The 25,287-nt window shown below is 53.1% G+C and carries 23 protein-coding genes and 2 riboswitches; of the genes, 5 read left to right on the forward strand and 18 right to left on the reverse strand.

Annotation, left to right across the window (positions count from 1 at the left end; translation table 11 throughout):
- Positions 1-98 precede the first annotated feature (98 nt).
- A complete protein-coding gene (locus tag KNP74_RS10700; RefSeq protein WP_138859985.1) occupies positions 99-725 on the forward strand; it encodes a hypothetical protein in 627 nt (208 codons plus the stop codon).
- Positions 726-763: 38 nt separating this feature from the next.
- Here KNP74_RS10700 and KNP74_RS10705 read toward each other — a convergent pair whose 3' ends face one another.
- A complete protein-coding gene (locus KNP74_RS10705; protein ID WP_251130156.1) occupies positions 764-2,797 on the reverse strand; it encodes a heavy metal translocating P-type ATPase in 2,034 nt (677 codons plus the stop codon).
- Between the two features lie 109 nt (positions 2,798-2,906).
- Positions 2,907-3,269: an ArsR/SmtB family transcription factor gene (locus KNP74_RS10710; protein WP_214708921.1), complete on the reverse strand. Its 363-nt coding sequence runs from the start codon at positions 3,267-3,269 to the stop codon at positions 2,907-2,909.
- Positions 3,270-3,415: 146 nt separating this feature from the next.
- Between KNP74_RS10710 and yhfH the strand changes: the two genes are divergently transcribed.
- Positions 3,416-3,574 carry a protein YhfH gene (gene yhfH, locus KNP74_RS10715; RefSeq protein WP_021065246.1) on the forward strand — a complete coding sequence of 53 codons (159 nt, stop codon included), beginning with the start codon at positions 3,416-3,418 and terminating at the stop codon, positions 3,572-3,574.
- A 35-nt stretch (positions 3,575-3,609) separates the two neighbouring features.
- On the opposite strand, the gene KNP74_RS10720 is transcribed toward yhfH, so the two are convergent.
- From KNP74_RS10720 to KNP74_RS10730, 3 genes are all read right to left on the reverse strand, one after another.
- On the reverse strand, positions 3,610-3,954 hold the full coding sequence (locus KNP74_RS10720) for a fluoride efflux transporter FluC (RefSeq protein ID WP_138859988.1): 345 nt from the start codon (positions 3,952-3,954) through the stop codon (positions 3,610-3,612).
- Positions 3,951-4,358, reverse strand: coding sequence for a fluoride efflux transporter CrcB (crcB, locus tag KNP74_RS10725; protein WP_214764248.1), 408 nt, complete (start codon positions 4,356-4,358; stop codon positions 3,951-3,953). Before crcB ends, KNP74_RS10720 begins: the two co-directional genes overlap by 4 nt.
- A 90-nt stretch (positions 4,359-4,448) precedes the next feature.
- A complete protein-coding gene (locus KNP74_RS10730) occupies positions 4,449-5,651 on the reverse strand; it encodes an ornithine--oxo-acid transaminase (RefSeq protein WP_214764249.1) in 1,203 nt (400 codons plus the stop codon).
- 156 nt (positions 5,652-5,807) lie between these two features.
- On the opposite strand from KNP74_RS10730, the gene KNP74_RS10735 reads away from it, so the two are divergent.
- Complete coding sequence (locus KNP74_RS10735) at positions 5,808-7,850, forward strand: EAL domain-containing protein (RefSeq protein WP_214764250.1); 2,043 nt, start codon at positions 5,808-5,810, stop codon at positions 7,848-7,850.
- A gap of 40 nt (positions 7,851-7,890) precedes the next feature.
- Here the strand turns inward: KNP74_RS10735 and KNP74_RS10740 are convergent, their stop codons facing one another.
- A complete protein-coding gene (locus KNP74_RS10740; RefSeq protein WP_214764252.1) occupies positions 7,891-9,294 on the reverse strand; it encodes a basic amino acid/polyamine antiporter in 1,404 nt (467 codons plus the stop codon).
- Between the two features lie 225 nt (positions 9,295-9,519).
- Between KNP74_RS10740 and KNP74_RS10745 the strand changes: the two genes are divergently transcribed.
- The gene (locus KNP74_RS10745; protein ID WP_138859993.1) at positions 9,520-11,151 is read left to right on the forward strand and encodes a peptide ABC transporter substrate-binding protein; all 1,632 of its coding nucleotides are present in this window, start codon (positions 9,520-9,522) and stop codon (positions 11,149-11,151) included.
- 109 nt (positions 11,152-11,260) lie between these two features.
- On the opposite strand, the gene KNP74_RS10750 is transcribed toward KNP74_RS10745, so the two are convergent.
- The 3 genes from KNP74_RS10750 to ade form a co-directional block, all read right to left on the reverse strand.
- Positions 11,261-12,853, reverse strand: a complete 1,593-nt coding sequence (locus tag KNP74_RS10750) for a Na+/H+ antiporter NhaC family protein (protein WP_214764253.1) — start codon at positions 12,851-12,853, stop codon at positions 11,261-11,263.
- Positions 12,854-12,966: 113 nt separating this feature from the next.
- Positions 12,967-13,141, reverse strand: a riboswitch (Lysine riboswitch).
- Between the two features lie 57 nt (positions 13,142-13,198).
- Positions 13,199-13,483: a hypothetical protein gene (locus KNP74_RS10755; RefSeq protein ID WP_138859995.1), complete on the reverse strand. Its 285-nt coding sequence runs from the start codon at positions 13,481-13,483 to the stop codon at positions 13,199-13,201.
- Between the two features lie 117 nt (positions 13,484-13,600).
- On the reverse strand, positions 13,601-15,310 hold the full coding sequence (ade, locus tag KNP74_RS10760) for an adenine deaminase (RefSeq protein WP_214764254.1): 1,710 nt from the start codon (positions 15,308-15,310) through the stop codon (positions 13,601-13,603).
- A 120-nt stretch (positions 15,311-15,430) separates the two neighbouring features.
- Here ade and KNP74_RS10765 point away from each other — a divergent pair, with 120 nt between their 5' ends.
- Positions 15,431-15,967 carry a gamma carbonic anhydrase family protein gene (locus tag KNP74_RS10765; protein WP_214764255.1) on the forward strand — a complete coding sequence of 179 codons (537 nt, stop codon included), beginning with the start codon at positions 15,431-15,433 and terminating at the stop codon, positions 15,965-15,967.
- 433 nt (positions 15,968-16,400) lie between these two features.
- Here the strand turns inward: KNP74_RS10765 and KNP74_RS10770 are convergent, their stop codons facing one another.
- From KNP74_RS10770 to KNP74_RS10810, 9 genes are all read right to left on the reverse strand, one after another.
- Positions 16,401-16,949, reverse strand: coding sequence for a nitroreductase family protein (locus tag KNP74_RS10770; protein WP_214764256.1), 549 nt, complete (start codon positions 16,947-16,949; stop codon positions 16,401-16,403).
- A 116-nt stretch (positions 16,950-17,065) separates the two neighbouring features.
- Entirely contained in the window at positions 17,066-18,358 is a 1,293-nt protein-coding gene (gene lysA / locus KNP74_RS10775; protein ID WP_251130157.1) for a diaminopimelate decarboxylase, read from the reverse strand.
- On the reverse strand, positions 18,328-19,416 hold the full coding sequence (alr, locus tag KNP74_RS10780; RefSeq protein WP_034781251.1) for an alanine racemase: 1,089 nt from the start codon (positions 19,414-19,416) through the stop codon (positions 18,328-18,330). Before alr ends, lysA begins: the two co-directional genes overlap by 31 nt.
- A gap of 13 nt (positions 19,417-19,429) precedes the next feature.
- Complete coding sequence (locus tag KNP74_RS10785) at positions 19,430-20,356, reverse strand: branched-chain amino acid transaminase (RefSeq protein WP_214764257.1); 927 nt, start codon at positions 20,354-20,356, stop codon at positions 19,430-19,432.
- A 46-nt stretch (positions 20,357-20,402) separates the two neighbouring features.
- A complete protein-coding gene (gene dapD / locus KNP74_RS10790) occupies positions 20,403-21,110 on the reverse strand; it encodes a 2,3,4,5-tetrahydropyridine-2,6-dicarboxylate N-acetyltransferase (RefSeq protein WP_034781255.1) in 708 nt (235 codons plus the stop codon).
- Entirely contained in the window at positions 21,088-21,837 is a 750-nt protein-coding gene (gene dapB, locus KNP74_RS10795; RefSeq protein ID WP_128123933.1) for a 4-hydroxy-tetrahydrodipicolinate reductase, read from the reverse strand. The genes dapD and dapB overlap by 23 nt, the downstream gene beginning before the upstream one ends.
- A complete protein-coding gene (dapA, locus tag KNP74_RS10800) occupies positions 21,834-22,715 on the reverse strand; it encodes a 4-hydroxy-tetrahydrodipicolinate synthase (RefSeq protein WP_214764259.1) in 882 nt (293 codons plus the stop codon). The genes dapB and dapA overlap by 4 nt, the downstream gene beginning before the upstream one ends.
- 12 nt (positions 22,716-22,727) lie before the next feature.
- Positions 22,728-23,723: an aspartate-semialdehyde dehydrogenase gene (locus KNP74_RS10805; RefSeq protein WP_034781260.1), complete on the reverse strand. Its 996-nt coding sequence runs from the start codon at positions 23,721-23,723 to the stop codon at positions 22,728-22,730.
- A gap of 12 nt (positions 23,724-23,735) precedes the next feature.
- Positions 23,736-24,935: an aspartate kinase gene (locus KNP74_RS10810; protein ID WP_034781262.1), complete on the reverse strand. Its 1,200-nt coding sequence runs from the start codon at positions 24,933-24,935 to the stop codon at positions 23,736-23,738.
- A gap of 114 nt (positions 24,936-25,049) precedes the next feature.
- Positions 25,050-25,230: riboswitch (Lysine riboswitch) on the reverse strand.
- Positions 25,231-25,287: the final 57 nt, after the last annotated feature.

Raw genomic sequence — 25,287 nt, forward strand, 5'->3', positions numbered from 1 at the left:
TTTACTATATTTTTATACCTTTACCCGAAATTTTCCTTTTCCAAAAAAATATTTTGCGACGAAATCGGTAAATATTGTACGATTGTATGGAAGGAGGGATGACCGTGTCCCAACAGAAATGGCTGACCTTACTCATCTTGTTGTCACTTTTATCCGTGCTGATCCTTGCGGGTTTTGGGTTTCAACTTCGAGACACGAGACATCAGCTCGAGTCGATTCATAGTCAACGCCTCGATTCCTATGATGCCATCGAAGAGATCATGTATTTTAACATTGAACGAGCCAACGCCATTCGCGGGTTGCTCGCCTACGAAGACCGGCGTTTTTTAGAATCGTATTACAGTATGTCCCAGCAAGCTGAAGAGTTGAAGACGTCGATCACGAACGACCCGCACACACCGAGCTCGCTGATTGATTTGCTTTACCGTGACGGAATATGGGAGCAAGGCGCCGCCGAAGTGCTTGTCTTTTATGAGCGCGGCGATCTCGAGGCCGCGACCGAGCTAGCCGAGACGATGACCGATCAGCGCCAAACGATCCTCGAAGATTTGCGCGCATTGAAGAAACTACAGTATGAAGACATCCGCAAACAACTCGTCGCGACCGAGAATCAAATCGATGTGTTGATTCAAGCCCTCACGTCGATTGCCATCTTGCTCATCGCCGCACTGCTCGTTTTGCTGTTTCTCCTCTTCAAAACACGAAAAAAAGACCGTCTCCAATGAGACGATCCCTCGACCTCAATTTCCATTGTGAGGTCTTTTTATTTGGAATGAATGAGACGTGCGGCGTTCCCGATGGCGAGCAAGGCAACCCCGACGTCAGCAAACACGGCTTCCCACATCGAGGCTAGTCCGAAGAGACCGAGCAAGAGGAAGAGCGCCTTCATACCGAACGCGAACGTGATGTTTTGCCAAACAATCCGCCGTGTCCGCTTACTTAATTCAATCGCTGCCACGACATCTCGCGGAGCGTCGTTCATCAGCACGAGGTCGGCTGCCGTGACCGCTGCATCACTCCCGACGCCGCCCATCACGAGTCCGACATCGGCTCGTGCGAGCGCCGCCGCATCGTTCAATCCGTCACCGACAAAAGCGACCTTGCCAGTTGCCGCCAACCGTTCGACTTCTGCGACTTTTTGATGCGGAAGCAATTCGCTTCTCACTTCATCGATTCCAATTGCCGAACCGACGGCGGCTGCGACTTCTTGCCGGTCCCCGGTCAACATGACCGTCTGATAACCATAGCGCTTCAAAGCTTGAATCGTTTCTTGCGCATCTGGCTTCACTTGGTCTCTCAACTCGATTCGGCCGAGCCAACGGTCATTTTTGACGATATGGACGATCGTCCCCGATGTCTCCGCCGGGGTTGGATAACCCAATTTTTGAACATAGCGGGCGCTGCCGACGTAAATGCGGTTTTCACCGTCGATCGCCATCAACCCGTATCCCGGTTCTTCTTGAATCATCGAGAACGGTGCGACTGGACCCGCATGCTCGACGATTGCTTTTGCGAGCGGATGCGTGGAGGCCATCTCAACACGGGCGGCAAGCTGAAGCAACTCGTCTGTCGTCAGCTCCCCGTTTGTCACGACATCGGTCACTTCAAAGCGGCCGGTCGTGAGCGTACCGGTCTTATCGAATACGACCGTATCGACTTCGGCGAGCACATCTAAATATTCGCCGCCTTTCACTAGGATGCCCCGCCGTGAACATGCTCCAATCCCACCGAAATAGCCGAGTGGAATCGAGATCACCAAGGCGCATGGACAACTGATGACGAGGAAAATCAAGGCCCGGTATACCCATTCCTCGAGATTTCCGACAAACAGTGGTGGAACAAATGCGACGACCGCCGCGAGCACGACGACGACCGGCGTGTATACTTTCGCCAACCGTGTGATCATCTGTTCCGTTCTCGCCTTGTTCATGCTCGCTTGTTCGACGAGGGCAATCATTTTTTGCAGGCTCGATTCAGTCGCCGGGCGTTCGACTCGTATTTCGAGCCGCCCGTCAAGGTTGACCATTCCCGCAAGGACGTCTTCCTCGGGACCGATTGGGCGTGGTAACGACTCACCTGTCAGCGACGCCGTATCCAATGAGCTCGAGCCTCGCAGCACACGACCGTCCATCGGGATCTGTTCGCCTGCTCGAACGATGATGATGCTACCGGTTGCGACCTCTTCAGGACGTCTTTCTACTTCTCGTCCATCTTCGAACACGCGCGCAATCGTCGGTTTCATGTTCAACAGCGATTGAATCGACCGTCGCGAGGCGTGGACGGCCCGCGCTTGGAAGTATTCACCGAGCTGGTAGAACAGCATGACGGCGACCGCTTCCGGATACTCCGCAATCGCAATCGCACCGATCGTCGCAATCGACATTAAAAATTTTTCATCAAACCATTCCCGATGCCATACGTTGCGAATTGCGGCATAGACGACGTTATAGCCTGCGACCACATAGGCAATCGCGTACACAAAGAGCAAATCGGTGTACAGACCGACGAGCAGCAGGGCGAACGCGACGCCAAACCGCCACAATAAGCGACCCGACATCGGCACTTCCGCCTCGTCTTTGACAAAATGTGCACCCGGTTCAATTCGCCCCATCGTCGCTTCGATGGCGCGGAGCGTCTTCGTGTGATCCTTCGAATCATCCCATTCGATAATCATTCGACTTGTCGCAAAATCGATTTGACAAGCGGCGACACCGTCCTCTCCCGTCACGCTTTTCTCGATTTTGGCGGCACAGTTCGTACATGTGATCCCTTCGACAGGTAATACATCCCGTTTCATAATTATCTTGCCCCTTTACATTCAAACGTTCATTTGAATATATCGCAACGCTGTTCCATCACAATTACAACCGAAAAAAGAGCCGACTGGAATCCCAGCTGGCTCTTTGTCACGCATCAATTTGTTCGGCACTGTGGGCCATCGCGATCTCGACGAGTAGCCGGACGTGATCATCGTCGAGTGAGTAGTAGACGACTTTTCCTTCTTTTCGATATTTGACAAGCCCTTGCTCGAGCAACGTCCGTAAATGATGCGACGCCGTCGCGTTTGAATGTCCGATCACGGCCGCCACGTCACAGACGCACAGTTCCCGTTCTAACGTCAGGACGTACAACACTTTGAGCCGGGTCGGATCGGCGAACGCCTTGAACAATCGGCTGACTCGAACCGCATCTAGGTCTGTCAGTGCCCGTTGTAACACCGTCACATCTTCACTTTGAATGGCGATTGTTTCACACTGGGGTGCTTTCATCCGTCTCACCTCGTTTTCTGTAGTCTCATTCTAATAAAATCCGATTTATAAATCTGTTATATATTATTGTTGACTTATACACTACTGTTATAATACAATAAAAACAACATAACAGCTACGTTACTTAAATAAAGGGGGCAGTTACAATGAATGAATGGGCAAGCCGACTTGAATCTTCCGTCGAATTTTATCGGAAGTTACCGGACAAGACGTGTCAAGAATGCGGGAAACAGATGGATGAGCAGTGCGAGTCTTACGAGAACACGTGCCCATCCTGTGCTGAAAAACTGCAACTTAGCGAATAAAGCAAATCCCTCGGAACAAGTTTCCGAGGGATTTTTCATGGCAGATGATAACCGAGATAGGCCGCCAGCAGACCAAGTACATAGGTCGCAAGCAAATACATCCCGAAACGAAGCCAGTCTTTGGCGACGAACCGCATCACTTCGAGCTTGAACGTCGAGAACGTCGTGAACGAACCGAGAAAGCCGACACCGATACCGAGCATGAGCGTTTGGTGAACACTCGCCCCGTATAAATACCCAAGTCCAAACGAACCAGTCACATTGACGATGAGCGTTGCCCACGGAAACGCCGATGTCGTCCGGGTTTTGACGAACTGACCGACCCCGAATCGCGCCATCGCCCCGAAGAACGCGCCGATCATGATGACGAGAAGCGTCATCGTACTCCCCCCTCTCGCATGACAGCCCGATCGAACCGTCGCCGCCCAAACCAAAATCCGAGCCATGAACTGAACAGCCCAAGTCCGAGACTGAGCGTCACATAAAGCAGAGCTGAACCGAATGCGTCAGCCTCTAGCAATTCAATCGTCTCCACACTGAATGTCGAGAACGTCGTAAACGAGCCGATGAACCCTGTCCCGACCGCGGTGACGACACTCGGGGAGAGACGTCCGGACCGAAACAGAAAGTGTGTCAGCCAACCGAGCGCGAAACTTCCTGATAAATTGATGAGCAGCGTCCCGTGCGGAAACAGACCGATCCAAAACGTCTCGATGCCTGTCCCGATTCCATAACGTGCCAAGGCACCGAGCGCTCCCGCCAAGCCGACGTATACATAGAGCATGGCCCCGTCTCCTTTCAAAAAAACACCTGCCGCGAGCACGTCGCGAGACAGGTGTTTAAGTCTGTATTCATTATAACAAGCGATGCGCAATCACGAAATAGCGGCTGGTGCGAACACGGCTGAAATCGCCTCGAACGCCTCATCGAGCTCTTCTTTCGTGATGACCAGTGGTGGCGCCAAACGAATCACCGTCTCATGCGTCTCTTTGCAGAGCAGACCGCGCTCTTTGAGCGCTTCACAATAAGGACGTGCCGCTTCTGTCAATTCGATTCCGATGAACAGACCGCGTCCACGTACATCTTTGATGAGCGGATTGTCGATCGATTTCAATCGGTCCATGAAGTACGTCCCGAGTTCAAGTGAACGTTGTGGCAGTTGTTCTTCCTCTAACACTTCAAGCGACGCGATCGACACGGCTGCCGCGAGCGGGTTCCCGCCGAACGTCGACCCGTGCGACCCTGGATTGAATACGTTCAAGACGCTCTCATTGGCTGCGACACATGATACCGGGAATACGCCGCCCCCGAGCGCTTTTCCGAGAATATACATATCCGGTTCCACATCTTCCCATTCGATGGCGAACCATTTGCCTGAGCGACCGAGCCCCGATTGAATCTCATCGGCCACGAACAAGACATTATGCTGCTGGCAGAGCTCACTGGCACGTTTCAAGTAACCAGCCGGTGGGATGATGATCCCGGCTTCGCCTTGAATCGGTTCGACAATGAACGCCGCCGTATTTTCAGTGATAGCCGCCTCGAAAGCATCGATGTCACCGTACGGCACGACTTTAAACCCTGGCAATAGCGGCCCGAATCCGCGTTGATATTCCGCTTCTGTCGACATCGACACCGCCGCCATCGTCCGGCCGTGGAAGTTGCCCGAGCAGACGATGATTTCCGCTTGGCCTGGGATTTGTTTCACTTCATACGCCCAGCGACGTGATGCTTTGACAGCCGTTTCGACTGCTTCCGCACCCGTGTTCATCGGCAACACCATCTCTTTGTTTGTAAGCGCTGCCACTTTTTTGTAGAAACGACCGAGTTGATCATTGTAAAACGCACGTGACGTCAGCGTGATTTTATCCGCCTGATCTTTTAGCGCTTGGATGATTTTCGGATGACAATGACCTTGGTTGACGGCCGAATAGGCACTCAACATATCCATGTAGCGGTTCCCCTCTGGATCCGTCACCCAGATCCCTTTCGCTTCCGAGATGACGATTGGAAGTGGATGATAGTTGTGCGCCCCGAACTTCTCTGTCAATTCAATCACTTCTTGTGTCTTTGACATTTGATTTCCCCCTTATCAAAAAACTCTCTTACTTCTTCAGTATATGATGACCGTCTTTCTTTTGACAACGACCAACTTGCCCATTCCTCGGGTTGGGAAAATAAGGTACACTGAACGTAGAGTACGATTCATTTGATGTAGATTGGAGGAAATGCTGTGGCTTCATTGCGCGATTTGCCGATTGACGAGTTCATCGATGCTTTATCTGTCCCATGCTGTTACATCAACCTCGACGGCAACGTCCTTCTTTGGAACGAGCATGCGGAAACGCTCTTCGGATGGGAACGGGACGAGGTCCTTCACCACCCACTCCCGGTCGTCCAGCACTTAGAGCATACACTCGAGACGTGGTCGCCACTGCTCCTTCAATATCCGTTCTCGACGACGGCGATGACGCCGTTCAAACATAAAAACGGTTCGGTCGTCTATGCGACCGCCTATTTACAATCTTTTTCCATCAACGATTTCACCGGCTATTTTTTAGCCTTTTTACCGAAAGGATTTAGTCCGCTCATCAGCACGGAACAGTTCAACTTACTCCATCATTTTCAGGCGATGATTGAGCAGTCGACTTATTATCTGGCTGCGAACGCGTATGGGGAAATCACCGAGGTCAACCCGTTGTTATGCGGATTGATCGGGGCCCCCGACCACCAATTTATCGGTCGTAATTGGTTCGAGCTCATCCATCCGTCATTCGAGAATGACCCGATCGCCGAGGACGTGCTTCAAGCGCTTACGACCGACCGTATTTGGAACGGCGAGATGCCCATCCGCTCGGAACGTCATACGGCGAACACGTGCTGGCTCAATTTGACGGTCGTCCCAATCTTGAGCGAAGAAGGCGAAGTCGTGCAATATACCGCCTTCGGATTTGACGTTTCGGATAAAAAACGGCTCGAGCAAGAGGTCAACTACCTCGCCTATCATAACGATTTGACCGGTCTATTAAATAAAAAAGGGTGGCTTCGCCAATATGCCCACGTCTTGAAAACTGTCGATCAAGGGGACGGTTTGGTCCATGTCGCCTTGTTCGACATCGATCGCTTCAAAATCATCAATGAATCGTTCGGTTCACGCGTCGGCAACGAATTGCTCCTTCAAATCAAGGACCGCGCCGCACAGTTCATGCCGGAGACGAGCGTCATGTTCCATCCGTCGGGCGGTTTGTTCGGATTGATTTTCTTTGAGGAATCGAAAGAAGAAGTGTTCCAGTTGCTACGTCAATTACAACATGAACTGCAGCGTCCGTTCCGGATTTATCATCACTCCATCATGGTGTCGATTTCCATCGGGTGCGTTTTCTATCCGTCCGCCACGTCTTCACTAGAAGAACTGTACACACGCGCCGAGAGCGCCTTGTTCAAAGGCAAGCGAATCGGTGTCGGGACAATCCAGTTCGTCACGAAAGATATGGACGATGCGTTCTCACGTCAAATCCATATCGAGAAGGCGCTTTATCAAGCGCTTGAAGAAAAACATTTTTATTTGGAATATCAACCAAAGTATGAGTTGCAGACCGACACGCTCATCGGCTTCGAGGCGCTCCTCCGTTGGCACCATGAAGAGCTCGGTCAAATCCCGCCGTCAGAGTTCATCCCGCTCGCCGAAGAGATGGCGCTCATCGTCCCAATCAACAACTGGGTCATTCTCGAGGCCGCCAAACAGTTGAAAGCCTGGCAACAACTCGTCGATCACCCGTTGTCGATGGCCGTCAACATTTCGCCGAACCAATTCCGGAGCGACAGCTTCATCAATACGCTTCGCAACATCAAGCAACAGCTCAATTTGAATCCGTCCGATATCATCCTCGAGATTACCGAAAGTCTCGTCATGCAACAGACGGACGAAATCATCGCCCGGATGGATCAAATCAAACGTCTTGATTATCGCTTATCCATCGACGACTTCGGGACCGGCTTCTCGTCACTGCAATACTTGAAGTCGTTCCCGGTCGACGAGCTAAAAATCGATAAAGTCTTCCTCGATGATTGGTTGGCGTCGAAGTCACACTTGCTCGATGTCATCGTCCACCTCGGCAAGAGCCTGAACCTGCACGTCGTGGCCGAGGGCGTCGAGGACCAGGAGATGCTCGATCACTTGAAACAAACCGCTTGCGATTCGTTCCAAGGGTTTTTGTACGCCAAGCCGCTGCCTCCGATTGAAGTCGTCCGCTTGTTATCCGAAAAGAACCACTAAAAAAGTCATCGCGCGTCTCACGACGTACGATGACTTTTTATTATAGGCTGATTGTCGCCGTCCATAGTCCATAGACACCGTACGTGGCCGCCAACAGGATGACAACCGCAATCATATATTGCAACCGGCTGAGGTACGGCCGGCCCTGTTCGCGCTCGGCCAACATGAAAACGAACACGCCCGGCGCGTACAAAATCATGGCGATAAGCATATACTCGACGCCTGACGCATAGAGGAGCCAGGCCGCATATACCGTCGCAATCCCCGACATGACGAGCATCGGGCGTGTTCCGGTCCGCCGTGCCTCTTTCCAACCGAACAAGGCCGAGAACAAGTATGGGACGAGCGCCGCGATGCCGGCGATACTCGAGAGCACCAAGTACGTCTGTTCCGAAAAGAGAGCGATGATCGTGACGAGTTGTGTGAACGCCTGTGTGATGAACAAGGCGCTCACCGGCGTCTCATTTCGATTGAGTCGATTGAACAGTTTCGGGAACACGCCGTCGCGACTTGCCACATAAGAAATCTCCGTCGCGAGAATCGTCCACCCGAGCAGGGCACCCGAGAGCGAGACGAGGAGTCCGATGTTGATGATGGTCGCACCGACTGGTCCGACGACGGCCTCGAGCACGTACGCCATCGACGGTTCCGAAAGTGCCGCGAGTTGTTCCTGGGTCATCACCCCAAACGATAAAATCGAGATCATCATATAAATGACAAGCGTTCCGACGAGTCCGATCACCGTCGCCCGACCGACGTCCCGTTTATGACGAGCCCGTGATGACAAGACGACTGCTCCTTCAATCCCGACGAACGCCCAAAGCGTCACGAGCATCGTCGACTTCACTTGCGGGAACACCTGTGACCAGCTAAATCCCGATTGTCCCCAGAAGTCGATTTGGAACGTGTCGATCCGGAAAGCGAACAAGATAAGGATGATAAATAAAAAGATTGGGACGAGCTTCGCGATCGTCGTGACGATATTGAGGAGTGCCGCTTCTCTCATCCCTCGCGAGATGATCCAGAACAGCCCCCAAATCACGATCACGCTCATAATCAATCGAAACGCCCGATGCTCTGCCGAAAAGATCGGGAAGAAATAACTGAGCGTGCTAAAGATCAACGTGATGTTCGCCACCGTCCCGATCCACGCGGACATCCAATAACCCCACCCGCTGTTGAAACCGACGAACTTGCCGAACCCTTCCTTTGCATAGGCATAAATCCCGCCTTCAAGCTCAGGACGCGTATTCGCTAGAAATTGAAACACGAACGCGAGCATGACCATCCCGATGCCGGTAATCGTCCAACCGATTAACACCGATCCGACCCCGGCACCTTGCGCCATCGCGCCAGGCAAGTTAAATGCCCCTCCGCCAATCATCGTTCCGATGACCATGGCAGCGAGTCCAAAAAAGCCGATTCCGGCTGACTGTGACTTCATTCAAAAACCCTCCAAAGCAAGTTGACGTCTGACGAATAACTATTCATCAATAATGTATAATCATTCGACGATTTCCTTATTCTACTGAAACCAAAGGCGTTTAGATAGGTGTTTCACTAATGTTTATATTTTCGAATAATTAAAAAAATTTTATTGCCTATTCATCTTGTTTGTAGTTTAATTGCAATATATTCGAAACAATCAGAATTTTCGGGAGGTAACACAATGCGCAACAAAAAATGGTTAGCTTTATCGGGTGTCGCCTTGCTTGCGACAGCAGCATGTGGCGGCGGAGAAGAATCATCGTCGAGCTCGTCGGACGGATCATCATCGGGTGATGCGAAGAAGGAAATCACGCTCGTCTCGGCGACAGATTTACCACAGCTCGATCCGACGCTCACAACGGACTCGACATCGGTCATCGTGACGAACAACGTCTTCGAGGGACTGTATCGTCTGGATGAAAATAACCAACCGGTACCGGGAATTGCTGAAGACGTAGAAATTTCAGAAGATGGACTTACATACACCTTCAAATTGCGTGACGCGAATTGGTCAGACGGTTCACCGGTCACAGCTGAAGATTTCGTCTACTCATGGAAACGTGCCCTCAATCCTGAGACAGGTGCCGAGTACGCGTATATCCTTCAAGATTTGAAAAACGCCAATAAGATTCTCGCAGGCGAAGAAGAACTCGATACGCTTGGCGCGAAAGCGGTCGACGAGAAGACGCTCGAAGTTCAATTGGAAGCACCAGCCCCTTACTTCCTCGGGTTGACAGGGTTCCCGACGTACATGCCACAAAAGCAAGAATTCGTCGAAGAGCAAGGCGAGTCGTTCGCGAGCGCGGTCGATAAGACGCTCTACAACGGGCCTTACGTCTTAGACAGCTGGCAAGACAACGAAGGTTGGGTGTACAAAAAGAACCCGGACTATTGGGATGCTGAAAACGTCAAGATGGAGACGATCAACGTCAAAGTCGTCAAAGAAGTCGCGACGGGTGTCAACTTGTTCGAATCGGGCGAAGTCGACTACACGCTCTTGTCGTCTGAATTCGTACCACAATTCCAAGACAGCGAAGAGTTCAAGACTCGTGCCGACGCACGCATCAACTTCCTTCGCTTCAACCAGAAAAACGAAGCACTCCAAAACGTCAACATTCGTGAGGCGCTCGCGAAAGGCTTCGATAAGCAAGGTGTCACAGACGTCATCTTGACAGACGGCTCACAGCCGGCCAACTATATCGTCGCGAAAGACTTCACGTTCACAGAAGACGGAGCCGACTTCCGCGAGAAGTATCCAGACCTTCAAAGCTACAACGTCGACGAAGCGAAAGCGGCATGGGATAAAGGTCTTGCCGAGCTTGGCGTCGAAACGATCGAACTTGAATTCCTCTCACGTGATGAAGAAGCGTTCAAGAAAGTCAACGAGTACATCAAAGGTGAGCTCGAGAAGAACCTCCCTGGCCTCACGCTCAACATCAAGCAACAGCCGTTCAAAAACTTCCTTGACCTTGAAGGTAAAGGTGAGTACGACGTCTCAGCTGCTGGCTGGGGCCCTGACTACCAGGATCCAATGACGTACCTCGACATGTGGGTAACGGACGGTCCGTTCAACCGGATGGCCTACTCGAACGACGAGTACGATAAATTGATCCAAAGCGCGAAACAAGAAGCTGATCAAATGAAACGTTGGGAAACGATGCAAGAAGCAGAACGCATCTTGCTCGAAGATGACTTCGCGATCGCACCGATCTATCAAAAAGGTGAAGCGTACCTCGAACGCTCAAACATTCAAAACATGCACCGCCATCCGTTCGGAGCTGACGCTAGCTTCAAGTGGTTGGACGTCAACTAATCAGCAAGCCCTGTCACTCCTGTGGCAGGGCTTGTTTGTGCATCGACACCTATGCCAATACAAAAAAGAGGCGTGCCACGAGCGGTGGCACGCCTTTAATCTAGATGAATTACGCTTCGCGTTCAGCGCGCATATCAGCTGGCACGCGTCCGCGTTTAGAAATGATTTGCGCGATGACAAGGACCACGACAAACGTCGCGAATGCCGCGAAGAAGCCGATCCACATCGAGCCTGTGATCCCGAGGACCAAATACCCGACCGCTGACACACCAGCCGCAATCAACGCGTATGGAAGTTGTGTCAACACGTGGTCGATATGGTGCGATCCGGCACCCGTCGAACTGAGGATCGTCGTATCCGAAATCGGTGAGCAGTGGTCACCGAACACCGCACCAGCGAGCACCGCCGCGAGTGTCGGGAGCAACAGTTCCGGATCGACGGCCATAATCAAGTCTGCCCCGATTGGAAGCATGAGACCGAACGTCCCCCAGCTCGTCCCTGTCGAGAACGCCATCAGACCAGCGATCGCGAACAAGATGAGCGGCAAGTAAGACGCTGCAATCGAATCTGTGACAAAACTTGCCAAGTAGTCACCTGTCTTCATGTCACCGATGACGGCGATAATCGTCCAAGCAAACAACAAGATGAGCACGGCTGGCCACATGGCACGGATACCGGCCCACGTCGCATGACCGTAGTCTTTAGCTGGAATTTTACGACCAATCAAGAGCAAGAGCGCAACGAGCAAGCTGATGACGGCACCGGTCACGAGTGACCGTGTCACATCTGTCGACTCGAACGCACCGAGAAGCGAGAAGCTTTGACCATCGGCAGCAAGCGCTTGTCCGCCTGTGTACAACATGGCTGAAACAGTGGCAATGATCAACACGATGATTGGGACAATCAAGTCGCGGACTTTCCCGCCATCGTGTTCTTTAATATCTTCACTCATCCCCATCGGTGCGCCTTTCGATGAATCGTAGAGCTCTCCTTGAAGGGCACGTAGCTCATGTGTACGCATCGGTCCGATCGCGAGTCCCGTGTAAGCGACATACGCCGTCAACATAAGTGCGAAGATGGCATAGAAGTTCATCGGGATGATTTGGATGAACGCTGAGAACGATGAGTAGCTATCAATCGAATACTTCGCCAGGATACCTGCGATGATGGCGATGATATAAGCTCCCCAACTCGAGAGCGGGCTGATGACGCAGACCGGTGCGGCAGTCGAGTCAATCATGTAGGCGAGTTTTGCACGTGATACTTTTTTACGGTCTGTGAGCGGTCGGCTGATATTCCCGACGGCAAGACTGTTGAAATAGTCATCGATGAAAATCAAAATCCCAAGACCGAACGAGACGAGGCGAGCGCCACGAGCCGTTTTGACGTTTGAAGCGGCCCATTCTCCGAACGCACGGGCTCCGCCCGACGTTTGAATGATGGATGACAAGATGCCAAGCAAGAGCAAGAACGCGATCAACAGCACGTTCCATTCATTGATGGCCCCATCCGCCCAAAATAGCGCGATGATGTTTGACCATAAATACTGAATCGATTCGAGCGGGTTGAAATTGTGAAGCAGTAGCACCCCTGCGATAATCCCGACACCGAGTGACGGAATGACTTTCCGTGTTGTGATGGCCATAATAATGGCGAGTAAAGCTGGTACGAGTGATAGTACCGAAGTTGAATAATCTACCATGCTGATTTCCTCCTCTTCTGTTTGAGATGAGGCCCCCCTATGCTTAAAAAAACGCAAAGCGAGGGCATCGGCAACAAAGCCGACACCCTCGCTGGATGTTCCGTCTTTCTTAGCCGACTTGGAGCGCTCCATACATAAATATGTATGGCAGTCTGACGGGTATTTCCCGTCAGCCCAGCACAAAGTCAGAGACATGACTTTACACTTCGGCGATCTTGCCTTTCTGTAGTCTTCACCGTTGTCATCCTCGGACTACTTACTCATCAGCATCGCACCTCTACCTCATCGATAGCACGAATATTCATTTAAAGTTACGTCTAAATTATCATAGGTCATAGTGACTAATCAATAGTTTTTTTCATCTCGGATGATTTGTTTTAACACAGCGAGTGCGGCTTGATCGTCAGACTCGACCGCTTTAAAGAAATCACTAAAGAAATGATACAAGACGAATCGTTCGGCGTGTGACGATGTATGGTCTTTAATCGTCAGTAAGACGAGTTGACGCAACCGCCGTTTCGTCCGCGTCTCGTCAGGCAATTCTTCACATCGATCCTGGAAGGCACGATACACAGAATTGATCAAATCCTCATGTTCATCATACGACCTGTTGTAAGCAACTTGTTCCATCTGTTATATCCCCCCTTTCCATTTGTACCGATGAAACTTGTCGTAACTATACCAACTTAACCAAGAGCGTTCAATCGTTTCGGGTCGTTCTTAACAAAAATCATACGTTAGACTGACTTACGACTCGATGAATGAGAACGTCGTCACATCGAATAGTCCCATATCGGTCAACTTCAAATCCGGGATGACCGGGAGCGCAAGGAATGACATCGTCAAATAGGGATTGAAATGACGATGGGCGCCGACGACGTCGAGCGCATCGTTCAACTGTTCGAGCACGTCCGCCACTTCCGCATACGGACGTTTCGTCATGAGTCCTCCAATTTCGAGCGGCAAGACCGCCAGCACCTTCCCTTCTGACACCGCGACGACACCACCGCCCATTTTTTCAAGTGTTTCGGCAGCGAGCAACATGTCGTCCGGGCTCACCCCGGCGATGACGAGGTTGTGGCTATCATGGGCGACCGTCGCCGCGAGCGCACCCCGCTTCAAGCCGAACCCTGTCACCGGTGCCAGGGCCATGTGACCCGTCCCGTGATGGCGTTCGATGACGGCGAGCGTGGCAATGTCTTGGGCGAGGTCGGCTCCGGACGCGTCAGGTGTGAAGACAAGACGCTGTCGCTTCGTCAAGAGACTGTTCGGCAATACTTGAATCACATCGACCGCTTCTTCTTTCACGGCTAGACGGAACGAGTCCGCCGTCAAATCGGGTAGTTTGAGCTCACCTTTCATCGGTTTCGGCACTTCAATCCCGTGGGCTTCGAACGTCGCCTTGCCTTCTTTGGCGACGACTTCCCCGTTCACGTAGACGGTTTCGATTTTTACCGATTGGACGTCTGACAAGATCACAAAGTTTGCTCGTTTGCCCGGAGCGACGGCACCCACATCTTTGAGTCCGTATGCCTCGGCCGCGTGCAGACTAGCGATGGCATAGGCCGTTTCTGGTTTGACACCTTGTTTGATCGCCATGCGAATGTTGTAGTCGATCCCGCCTTCGGCGACGAGATCGTCCAAATGCTTATCGTCCGTACAGAATAAGAACCGGTGGGCGTTGCTCTCCGTGATGGCCCGGCTGACTTTTTCCACGTTCCGGGCAACCGACCCTTCACGAATTTGAACGTAAAAGCCGCGCCGCACCCGTTCGAGCGCCTCCTCAGCCGTCGTACATTCATGATCGGTCATGATGCCGGCCGTGCGATACACGTTCAACTGATCCGGGCCAAGACCTGAGGCATGACCGTCGACGACTTTCCCGACGTGTTCGGTTTGTGCGATCTTTTGAAGCATATCCGCACTCCCCGACTCGACGGACGGATAGTCCATCACCTCGCCGAGACCGTGGACGCCCGGGTCCCCTAAAAACGGGGCCAAGTCCTCGGCGTATAGCTTCGCCCCGGCGTGCTCGAACGGCGTCGCCGGCACACAGCTCGGGAGCATCATCCGCACGTCGAGCGGCAACCCTTTAGCGTCGGCGAGCATATACTCGATGCCGAGTGCCCCGTTCACGTTCGCAATCTCGTGCGGATCGGCGATGACCGTCGTCACCCCGAGCGGAAGCACCGCTTTGGCGAACTCGTGAGGAGGTACCATCGACGACTCGATGTGGACATGCGCATCGATGAATGACGGTGCGAGCGTCCAAGACGGGTCATGGTATTCGGTCTCCCCTTCGTAGCCGTCCCCAATGGCCACAATATAGCCGGCGTCGACGACGACGTCGGTGCGAATCGTCTCACGGCTGTAGACGTCGATGACCGCCACATCTTTAAAGACGACCGCTGCTTTCTTTTTTTTCGCCGCGACGTCGATCAAATGTTGTTTCTCCATCTGTGTGTCTCCTTTTTTCTACGTATTTTTATTATCTTAACAAGAATAATCTTTCCGGTGCAATTTCTTTTTCAACTTATGCGACAATGAAAGCATATCCGTTTGAAAGGGGTTACACATATGCAATACAAATTAGGAGAATTGATTCCACATGTTGATAAGACGGTGTTCATCGCACCAGGGGCGCACGTCATCGGCGATGTCACTATTGGCGCCCATTCCGGCGTCTGGTTCAACACGGTCATTCGAGGCGATGAGGGACCGATTCGCATCGGTTCTTACGTGAATATCCAAGACGGATCGATGGTCCACCAATATGAAGGTTCCCCGACAGTCATTCATGACCGCGTCTCCATCGGACATATGGCGATGATTCACGGCTGTGAGATTGAAGAAGGTTGTCTCATCGGGATGCATGCCACCGTTCTCGACGGGGCAAAAATCGGGAAGGGCTCGTTCATCGCCGCTGGTGCTCTCGTCACACCGAACATGCAAATCCCGGAGGGCGTCATGGTCATGGGCGTGCCCGCCAAAGTCGTCCGTCCGCTCAATGACGAGGATCGCTTCATCATGGAACGGACCGTCAACAAATACGCGAAACGGGCTGAGCAGTACTTGACGACATGCGAGCCACTCACATCGACACAAAGATTGTGAAAGCGTTTACAATATTCATAAATTGTTAACGATTATCCCGATTTTTCTTCATGTTTCCTTTGTATACTGAGGATGTAGTCAAGCCGACGTGTCGAAAGGGGCCAATTGTAATGTATCCAAACCATGCCGAACTCATGTTAGACTTGTACGCCTCGTCCGTTAACCCAAGCTATTGCCTGCATATCGAGGATTCGTTCGACGATACGCTGCAAGGAACACATCGAGAGGTTTGGGAACGATTGCAATCGGATAATACTAAAGAGGAAGAAACTAAAGTTGAGGGAACGTGAACAAAATGATTCCAACGAATGTCATTCAAGACTGGCTCGCAGCCAAGTTAAAAAAATAAACTGAGCGCTCACATGAACGGCTCAGTCGCATTGACCTATAAATACTGGTCCGATCGTAGTCACCTACGCTCGGACCTTTTCGTTCACTCAAAAATCGTCAAGTAAGCGTCAATCGATTGACGTTGCTTCGTAGGCGGTACATCTTCGTAACGACCGAGCTGGAGCAGTCCGACAAACGTCTCACCCTCAGCCCCAATCATCTCTTGAAGCCTGGCATCCTCAAAAATACCGCCCGTCCGCCAGACGAGGCCGATCTGTTGCTCACTACACAATAAATGAAAGTTTTGAATCATCGTCGCCGTCGCGAGCAGCGCATCTTTCTTCCCTTTGTCCGTCTCGAAATGCTTCGTCGTCACGTAGACGCAAGCTGCGGCGTTCCGGATGCGTCCCGCGATTTTCTCGCGCTTCGCCTCTGGTCCATCTTGAAACGCCGGTTCGAGCGCCTGAAGCAAGACGTCTTTTCCATCCCCGTTGAACAAATAAAGATTCCACGGTTCGACTTTGTTATGAAACGGTGCCTGATGCGCCGATGCCAACAACTCATAGAGTACTTTCGTCGCAATCGGTTCTTCAGTGAACATCCGAATCGTCCGCCGCGACTCAATCAACTGTTGTCCTGCTGTCTTTTCCATTGAAGTCACTTCCCCCTCTGTTATCTATTCCATCATAATTGAAAACATTTCTCATTTGAAGGAGAATGACTTCGACAAAAAGAACGCATCCCTGAGTTAGGAATGCGTTCGTTCTATCATGTCGATTGCCCGACGACCTCACAGGCGACCAAGTCTTCAAGTGTCTGTCTGCGGACGACGAGACGATGTGTCCCGTCTTTCACGAAGACGACGGCCGGGCGGAGCATCTGGTTATAGTTGCTCGCCATCGAGAAATTGTACGCTCCCGTCGCTTTGACGAGGAGGAGATCGCCAGCTTCGACCGGCGGGATGAGCGAACGGTTCGAGATGATGTCTCCCGACTCGCAACACGCCCCGACGATTTTTGCTTCAATCGTCTTCGGCTCATCCATCCGTGTCGCCGCAATCACATCATACTCGGCATCATAGAGGGCGGGACGAATGTTATCCGTCATGCCTCCGTCGACCGAGACGTACGTGCGGACACCGCTCACTTCTTTCACCGTCCCGACTTCATAGAGCGTCGCGCCGGCGTTGGCGACGAGCCAACGGCCTGGTTCGATCCCAATTTTCGGGAGCGGAAAGCCGAAGCGTTCTACTTCCGCGACGAGCGTGTCCATCACTTGTGTCATCGTGTCGGCGAAGTCGAGCGGGTCGTCCGACTCGAGATAGGCGACACCGAAGCCACCACCGATATTCAAGACGTCGGCCGTGTATCCTGTCTCTTGACGGATCGTCTCGATGAAGTTGACCATCGTCTTGACGGTATTGATGAACAACGTCGGTTCTTGAATCTGCGAGCCGACGTGACAGTGGATGCCTTGCAAATGCAGACGTTCCGCCTGCAGCGTCGCCTTGATCGCTTCGAGATACGTGTCGTCGTGGGTCGGGAAGCCGAACTTCGTGTCGACCCCACCCGTCTGAATCGCCTCATGGGCGCCTCCGACGACTTGTGGGACGATGCGGAGCAGGACGTCGACGTCGACATCGTGTTCGACCGCGAGGCCCGACAACAGTCCGATTTCGCGCATATTGTCAATCGTGAAATGGGTGATGCCGTTCTCGAGTGCGAACGTGATGTCCTGCACCGTCTTGTTCGACCCGTGGACGTGAATCCGGTCAGCCGGGACACCTGCGTGGAGCGCGACGAACATCTCACCGCGTGAGACGACGTCGATGCTTAAGCCCGCTGCCATCACTTTGTCGTACACGGCCGCGATCGACATCGCTTTTGATGCGTAGAGCGCATATGTGTTCGGATACTTGTCGAGGAACGCGTTACGGACGAGGCCGAGGCGACGCTCGAGTTCAGGCTCGCTCATGATATAGAGCGGTGTCCCGTACGTCGCTTGAAGTTCACGGACGGACACGCCTTCGATCATACAAACTGATTGGTTGGTGGTGTACATACATTGCCTCCTTCAAAGCGATGCGGGACACGCCATGAGCGTGCGCATAATTGTTCTGAGTTATTGGCGTGCCCGGTGCGGGTCACGTCATCGATTTTCGTGAGATGGCCGTACAGCTCCACACGGTCTCCGACTTGAATCGTGTCATCGACGCGCAAGAAACTGTGGCTCATGAAGATGTTGCTGATGAACGGATAGGCCCGTCCTTCGATGTGGGCCGGTAAGAAGCGCCGGGCTCGCATGAGTCCGTCGCCATAACCGACCGAGAGCACAGCGATGCGTTCATTCGTCTCGGCCGTGTAGCCCGTACCGTAACCGACGTGGGCACCGGCCTCGATGTCATGGACGGCGACGACTTCTGTTTCCCAGTGAAACGCCGGGATGAGCCAATCGACCGGTTCGACCGAAGAGTAGCCATAAAGGAAGATTCCCACGCGCACATGGGTACAATGCCCGAGGCGCGGATCCGCTTGTAGTGTCGCGGCGCTATTGGCCGCATGCACGATGTCGAACGAATGCCGTTCGATGAGACGATTCGACCAGTCGGCGAACCGTTCCACGTGCACACTGTGTTCGATTTCTGCGTTGTCGGCGTCAGCGAGCGGGAAATGAGTACATAACCCGACGAGGTCGAGCCCCTCGTCTTGGCAAAACGCGACGATGGCTAGCGCTTCTTTGAACGTCTTGGCACCGAATCGGTTCATCCCGACGTCAAGCTTTAAATGAAGGCGGACACCGTCCAACTGATCCCGTTGCGAGACGAGCCAGTCATAGGAACCGATGGCGACGTCAAGATGGTCACGATGGACGGTTGCCCAGTCGTAGACCGGGTTCATGACGAGAACGCGCGCTTCCGGAGCTGATGCCCTGACCTCGCTCGCCTCGTCCAGCGTCGTCACCATGAAGTGACGCACCCCTTCTTCATACAGTGTCGTCACAACTGGCTCCATCCCTAAGTTATAGGCGTTGTTTTTCACGACGGCGAACACCGGTCGGCCAAGCGCTTCAATCCGACGTTTGTTTTCGCGAATCGCATTCAAGTCAATTGTGACTCCCATACAAAAAACTCCTTTATTCTTTGACTCCAGCTTTGACGAACGTGATCCAATCGCGGTGTGTCGGAATTTGACCCGTCACAGCCTCACGGTAACGCGCGAGCATGTTCGTCGCGACCGTCTGGACGCCGCCGCCGATTGAGATGTTGTCGATTTCGATGACGCTCGTCACTTCAGCCGCCGTCCCCGTTAAGAAGATTTCATCTGCGACATATAGTTCGTCACGTCCGATGTGGCGTTCAATGACCTCGAACCCTTCCTCACGGGCGAGTTCGATCACCGTTTGACGCGTGATGCCGTCGAGCACCGAGCAATCGAGTGACGGTGTGAAGATTTTGTTTCCTTTGACGAGGAAGATGTTGGCGACGCTCGCCTCGCTGACGTTTCCGTTCATGTCGAGGGCGATCGCTTCATCATATCCATCGCGCACCGCTTCTCCTTTAAGGAGTTGCGAGTTCATATAGTTCGCCGCCGCTTTCGCTTGCATCGGCATCATCGTCGAAGAGACACGACGATACGAGGCGACTTTCGCGCGGATCCCGACCGTCTTGCTGAAATATTCGCCGAGCGGCCAGCACGAGATCGCGACGTGTACTTTCGTTTCCTGCGTCGGCATGAGTGCCTGCCAAGGTGTGCCGAGGAAAACGAATGGGCGGATGTAACAAGCCTCGAAGCCGTTGCGTTCAATCAATTCGATTGTCGCTTGTTCGAGCTCATCGACCGTGTACGGCAAGTCGACGTGATAGTATGCACACGAACGAACGAGTCGCTCCAAGTGTTCACGGAGTCGGAAGATGGCCGGGCCTTCCTCTGTATGGTATGCCCGAATCCCTTCGAAGAACCCGCTACCGTAGTGAATCGCGTGTGTCATGATACTCGTGTTCGCGTCACTCGGCTCGATCCAAGCCCCGTTTTGCCACATCCATTGTCCATACTGTTCCATTGTTCAACTCTCCCATTCATTGTTTATATTTTCTGTCTATTATACGTTACAGGGAGCGTAAGTCATCAACGAGTTGTGTTTTTTCTGCGGTTTTTTCATCTTTTTGCTTAATGACACGGGCTGGTGTTCCGGCGACGACGCTTCCTGCTGGGACGTCTTGCGTGACGACACTCCCTGCTGCGACGACTGCGTTTTCACCGACACGGACGCCTTCCAAGATGACGGCGTTCGCACCGACCATGACGCCGTCTTCGATGATGACCGGGTCTTTTGAAGGTGGCTCAAGGACACCGGCGACAACCGCGCCGGCTCCAAGATGGACGTTCTTCCCGAGCGTTCCACGGGCACCGATGACCGCGTTCATGTCGACCATCGATCCGTCACCGATGACGGCACCGATATTGATGACGGCACCCATCATGACGACGACGTTATTGCCGATTTGAACGTGGTCCCGGATGAACGAACCTGGTTCGATGCGCGCGTTCAATTTCGTCGTGTCGAGCATCGGCACGGCGCTGTTCCGGCGGTCGTATTCGAGATGCGTATCTGTGATGACCGCTGCGTTCGCTTCAACGAAAGCGGCTGCGCGTTCGGCCGTCGTGAGGAATAATTTCGATTCGTCGGTCCCGAATGCTTTCGCCCCTTCGATGTCTAGACCGGCCAACTGACCGTTGACGTATAGTTTGACAGGCGTTTCTTTCTTGGCATCTTTAATGTATTGCGCGATTTCATAAGCGTTTGTGAGTAACATGAGTGGCCTCCTCGTATAGGTTCGTTAAATTATATAGTCCGGCCGGGCGGTCAAGAATCGTTGCCGCCGCGGCGAGTGCCCCGTTCGCGAAGACGCGTTTGGACAGGGCCGTATGTTTCAATTCAAGCATTTCGTCGTCTCCGGCAAAGAGGACGGTATGTTCACCGAAAATCGTCCCCCCGCGTACCGAGTGCATGCCGAGTTCATCGGCTGCACGCGCTTCGCGACGCGGTGTCCGGTCATATACCGGTGTCACATCGCGTTTGGCTTCGATGGCACGGGCGAGTAATTCCGCCGTGCCGCTCGGTGCGTCGACTTTCTTGCGGTGGTGCGCCTCAATCACTTCGATGTCATAACCGAGCGTGAGCGGGACGAGTTGGTCGAGCAACTGTTTCAGGAGCGCGATCCCATAAGACGTATTATAAGACTGGAAAATCGGGATCTCCTGAGACGCCGCTTCAATTTTGGCAAGTTCCGCTTCCGAGAAACCCGTCGTCGCGATGACGAGCGGGATTTGCTTGGCTTTCCCGAAAGCGAGCACATCATCTAACAGTGCCGGGTTCGAGAAGTCGATGACGACATCGACGTCGGCCTCGACGTCTTGCAACGAGACGGGATGCTCCCCTCCGGCCGGTGAGACGATGGCCGCAACGTTCAAGTTTTGTGTCCGAGCGACTTCTTCGACGATCTGTCCCATCGCTCCGTAGCCATGAATGAGTAAGTTCACTGTCTCACCTCATTGAACTGCTCCATTGCCGACAACAAGCGGGCCTCGGCCGTCGCGCTCATCGGGACGAGCGGGAGACGTGGTGCACCGAACTCGAAGCCGCGTGCATTTAATGCCGCTTTGACTGGAATCGGGTTCACTTCCGCGAACAATTCGTCGATGACCGGGAGCAGTCGGAGCTGCCATGTGCGGGCCGTCTCTAAATCTCCGGCGAGGAGCGCTTCGGCTAAAGCGACCGTCGCGCCTGGATAGACGTTCGAGAGGACCGATACGACACCTTGCGCGCCCCAAGCCATATAAGGAAGGATTTGATCATCGTTCCCGCAATAGACTGGGAAGCCTTCCGGCACGTGCGCCACCATTTGAGCCATCACCGAAATATCCCCGCTCGCTTCCTTGAGCGCAGCGATGCGTGGGTGATCGGCGAGTTCCCCAACCGTTGCCGGATCAAGGGCGACGCCCGTCCGCGATGGTACGTTGTAGAGCATGAGTGGAATCGGTGACGCGTCGGCGATCGCTGTGAAGTGGGCGATCAGACCCGCTTGCGTCGACTTGTTGTAATACGGCGTGACGACCATCGCCATCTCGGCTCCGAGCTCGGCGGCCCGTTTCGTCTTTTGAATGCTGAGCGCCGTGTTGTTCGACCCGGTACCGGCAATGATGACGGCACGGCCGGCAGCGACTTCAATCGCTTTGACGAGAAGCGTCTCGAACTCGTCGTCCGTGATGGTCATGCCTTCACCAGTCGTTCCGCCGATGACGAGGCCGCTGACACCTTCTTTGATTTGGTCTTCAATCAACGCTTCCCACGCTGTGAGATGTAACTGACCGTCTGCTTGAAACGGTGTGGCGAGTGCGGTTGCGACTCCTGTGAACATATAATCTCCCCCTTATTTCGTAGCAGTCTGCCCAATCATGCATTGGGCGATTTGGACGGCGTTCGCTGCCGCGCCTTTGCGAACGTTATCAGCGACACACCAGAGATGGAACGTGTTCGGCTGTGACTCGTCGACACGGACACGACCGACGTACACGTCGTCTGTCCCGTTCGCATCGAGCGGTGTCGGATAGACGAGTTCGCCCGGGTTGTCCATGAGAACGACACCTGGCGCGTCCGCGAGCACGGCTTTCACTTCGGCTAGCGTCGCCTCGCGGTCGAGCGTGACCGTGATGGAGACGGCGTGGCTGTTACGGACCGGGACACGGACGCATGTCGCCGTCACCCCGAGGTTCGGCGCGTTCAAAATTTTACGTGTTTCCTCGATCATCTTCTGTTCTTCTTTCGTATAACCGTTCTCTAAGAACACATCGATGTGCGGCAAGACGTTATCGTAAATCGGATACGGATAGTTTTTCGGTTCCTCGCCGCGCGCTCCGCGTTCCAAGTCTTCAATCCCTTTTTGACCCGACCCGGAGACGGCTTGATACGATGTGTAAGCGACGCGCGTCAACCCGTATACTTCCGCAAGCGGTGCGAGTGCGACGACCGATTGAATCGTCGAGCAGTTCGGATTGGCGATGAGTGTCTTGTCCGGGCTCAGTTCGACTCGGTTCACTTCCGGGACGATGAGCGGGATGTCCGCTTGCATCCGGAACGCGCTCGAGTTATCGATGACGATGACCCCTTGTTCACTCAGACGAGGCGCATATTGTTCACTGAGGCTCCCCCCGGCTGAGAAAAGCGCGATATCGATCGGGTCGGCGTAAATCGCGTCCGACAGTTCCCGGATGACGACATCTTTTCCGTTCACGTTCACGGTCTTTCCGGCTGAACGGGCTGAAGCGTAAAGCAATAATTCGTTGATTGGAAACTCGTATTCGGTCAAGACTTCAATCATTTTTTGACCGACGGCTCCGGTCGCGCCGACGACGGCTACGTTATACATGGTGACTCCCCCTTATAAATGGAAACGTTCGGCGATAGCTGCGACCGCCGTTTCAACGTCTTGATCGTTAATCGTGTACGAGATGCTGATCTCGGATGTCGTGACTTGATAGAATGGGATCCCGCTTTCACGGAACGTGGCGAACAATTCGGACGCGACTCCGGTCGCGTCACGCATCCCGATGCCGACGACCGAGATTTTCGCATGTTCGGTATGACGGTCGATTTTGATTTGCGGGAACGTCTCGGTCAATTCCGCGAGCGCTTCTTCGAGGAACGCCTCTTCATCGAGCGGACACGTGAACGATAAGAACACTTCTCCATCGAACGCCGTCTGACTAATCATATCGATATTGACATGACGCTGTGACAACTTCTCGAAAATGTCGGCAACTCCTGCCACCGAATGTGGAATGTGTTTGATTGAGACACTGAGCACGTTTTTCACGACGCTCACGCTCGTCACCGCTTTTTGTTCCATCGCCTGTGTCATATCCATGATCCATGTTCCTCCTTCGCTTGCAAGCGTCTTCCCTACAAAAATGTTCACATCAAATTTTTTCGCGAGCTCTACACTCCTCATCTCCATCACTTTCGACCCGAGCGCGCTCATCTCCATCATCTCGTCATATGAGACCGTGTCTAGTCGGCGTGCCGTTTTGTGGATACGTGGGTCAGCCGTGTAGACCCCGGCGACGTCTGTATAGATTTCACAACGTTTGCTTAGCACGGCGGCCAAGGCGACGGCCGTCGTGTCCGACCCACCCCGTCCGAGCGTCGTCACATCACCGAACTCGTTGACACCTTGGAAACCGGCGACGATGACGACGTCATACGTCCGAAGTTTTTCTTCTAACACTTCTTTTCGAATCGCTTTGATTTTACTTTTCGTGTGAATGCCCATCGTGTCGATGCCGGCTTGTTGTCCGGTGAGCGAGATGGCGGCCACGCCCCGAGAGTTCAAAGCGATGCTGAGCAGGCTGATCGTCTGCTCCTCACCGACCGCGAGCAAGCGGTCAAGTTCACGAATCATCGGACGTTCCGTGATTTGTTTGGCGAGTGACAAGAGTGAGTCCGTCGTTTTCCCCATCGCGGAAACGACGACGACGAGCTTTTCACCGGCGGCGGCCCGAGTCTGTAAATATTCAGCAATGGCCTGGATTTGTTCAATCGTGGCAACGGAGCTGCCTCCGAATTTCAATACGGTTGTCATCAGGTTCCCCACTTTCATGATGTCCACCAACAGAAAAAGCGGCAGACCGGTAGGAAGCACTCTCCCTACGGTCTGCCGCTTGTACGCGCAGTTGAAAAACGATTAAAGAATCGTTCCGTAGATAGCGCTCCATGGCATTTCATCCATGGCAGTGTAGGCGTTATTCACGACTACCCCAGCCTTCGTTCGTACGCATGCGAACGTCGACTTCGGCGAATTTCCCCTTTCGGCTCGATCCGGAATGCGTCCGTGTCGATCAAGCTTACTCATGTCATTCGCAACCTCTATCTGTCAGTTGTTAGTTTTAGTTATAACAAATGCTTCCCGGCTTGCCAACCTTTTTTTAGAAAAA

The sequence above is a fragment of the Exiguobacterium sp. s141 genome (genome assembly GCF_018618085.1).
In the GTDB taxonomy this organism is placed as follows: Bacteria; Bacillota; Bacilli; order Exiguobacteriales; family Exiguobacteriaceae; genus Exiguobacterium; species Exiguobacterium mexicanum_A.

Excerpts from the sequence above, each read along its gene's own strand:
- crcB (WP_214764248.1), bottom strand. The coding sequence starts at position 4,358 with ATGCTCTATGTATACGTCGGCTTGGCGGGAGCGCTCGGTGCCTTGGCA.
- KNP74_RS10805 (WP_034781260.1), bottom strand. The coding sequence starts at position 23,723 with ATGTATAACGTAGCCGTCGTCGGCGCGACCGGAGCCGTCGGTCAAAAA.
- KNP74_RS10745 (WP_138859993.1), top strand. The coding sequence starts at position 9,520 with ATGCGCAACAAAAAATGGTTAGCTTTATCGGGTGTCGCCTTGCTTGCG.
- KNP74_RS10730 (WP_214764249.1), bottom strand. The coding sequence starts at position 5,651 with ATGTCAAAGACACAAGAAGTGATTGAATTGACAGAGAAGTTCGGGGCG.
- lysA (WP_251130157.1), bottom strand. The coding sequence starts at position 18,358 with ATGTACACCACCAACCAATCAGTTTGTATGATCGAAGGCGTGTCCGTC.
- KNP74_RS10810 (WP_034781262.1), bottom strand. The coding sequence starts at position 24,935 with ATGACAACCGTATTGAAATTCGGAGGCAGCTCCGTTGCCACGATTGAA.
- yhfH (WP_021065246.1), top strand. The coding sequence starts at position 3,416 with ATGAATGAATGGGCAAGCCGACTTGAATCTTCCGTCGAATTTTATCGG.
- KNP74_RS10710 (WP_214708921.1), bottom strand. The coding sequence starts at position 3,269 with ATGAAAGCACCCCAGTGTGAAACAATCGCCATTCAAAGTGAAGATGTG.
- KNP74_RS10770 (WP_214764256.1), bottom strand. The coding sequence starts at position 16,949 with ATGGAAAAGACAGCAGGACAACAGTTGATTGAGTCGCGGCGGACGATT.
- dapD (WP_034781255.1), bottom strand. The coding sequence starts at position 21,110 with ATGTTACTCACAAACGCTTATGAAATCGCGCAATACATTAAAGATGCC.
- alr (WP_034781251.1), bottom strand. The coding sequence starts at position 19,416 with ATGGGAGTCACAATTGACTTGAATGCGATTCGCGAAAACAAACGTCGG.
- KNP74_RS10755 (WP_138859995.1), bottom strand. The coding sequence starts at position 13,483 with ATGGAACAAGTTGCTTACAACAGGTCGTATGATGAACATGAGGATTTG.
- KNP74_RS10785 (WP_214764257.1), bottom strand. The coding sequence starts at position 20,356 with ATGGAACAGTATGGACAATGGATGTGGCAAAACGGGGCTTGGATCGAG.
- KNP74_RS10720 (WP_138859988.1), bottom strand. The coding sequence starts at position 3,954 with ATGACGCTTCTCGTCATCATGATCGGCGCGTTCTTCGGGGCGATGGCG.
- KNP74_RS10765 (WP_214764255.1), top strand. The coding sequence starts at position 15,431 with ATGCAATACAAATTAGGAGAATTGATTCCACATGTTGATAAGACGGTG.
- ade (WP_214764254.1), bottom strand. The coding sequence starts at position 15,310 with ATGGAGAAACAACATTTGATCGACGTCGCGGCGAAAAAAAAGAAAGCA.
- KNP74_RS10700 (WP_138859985.1), top strand. The coding sequence starts at position 99 with ATGACCGTGTCCCAACAGAAATGGCTGACCTTACTCATCTTGTTGTCA.
- KNP74_RS10705 (WP_251130156.1), bottom strand. The coding sequence starts at position 2,797 with ATGAAACGGGATGTATTACCTGTCGAAGGGATCACATGTACGAACTGT.
- KNP74_RS10740 (WP_214764252.1), bottom strand. The coding sequence starts at position 9,294 with ATGAAGTCACAGTCAGCCGGAATCGGCTTTTTTGGACTCGCTGCCATG.
- dapA (WP_214764259.1), bottom strand. The coding sequence starts at position 22,715 with ATGTTCACAGGAGTCGCAACCGCACTCGCCACACCGTTTCAAGCAGAC.
- KNP74_RS10750 (WP_214764253.1), bottom strand. The coding sequence starts at position 12,853 with ATGGTAGATTATTCAACTTCGGTACTATCACTCGTACCAGCTTTACTC.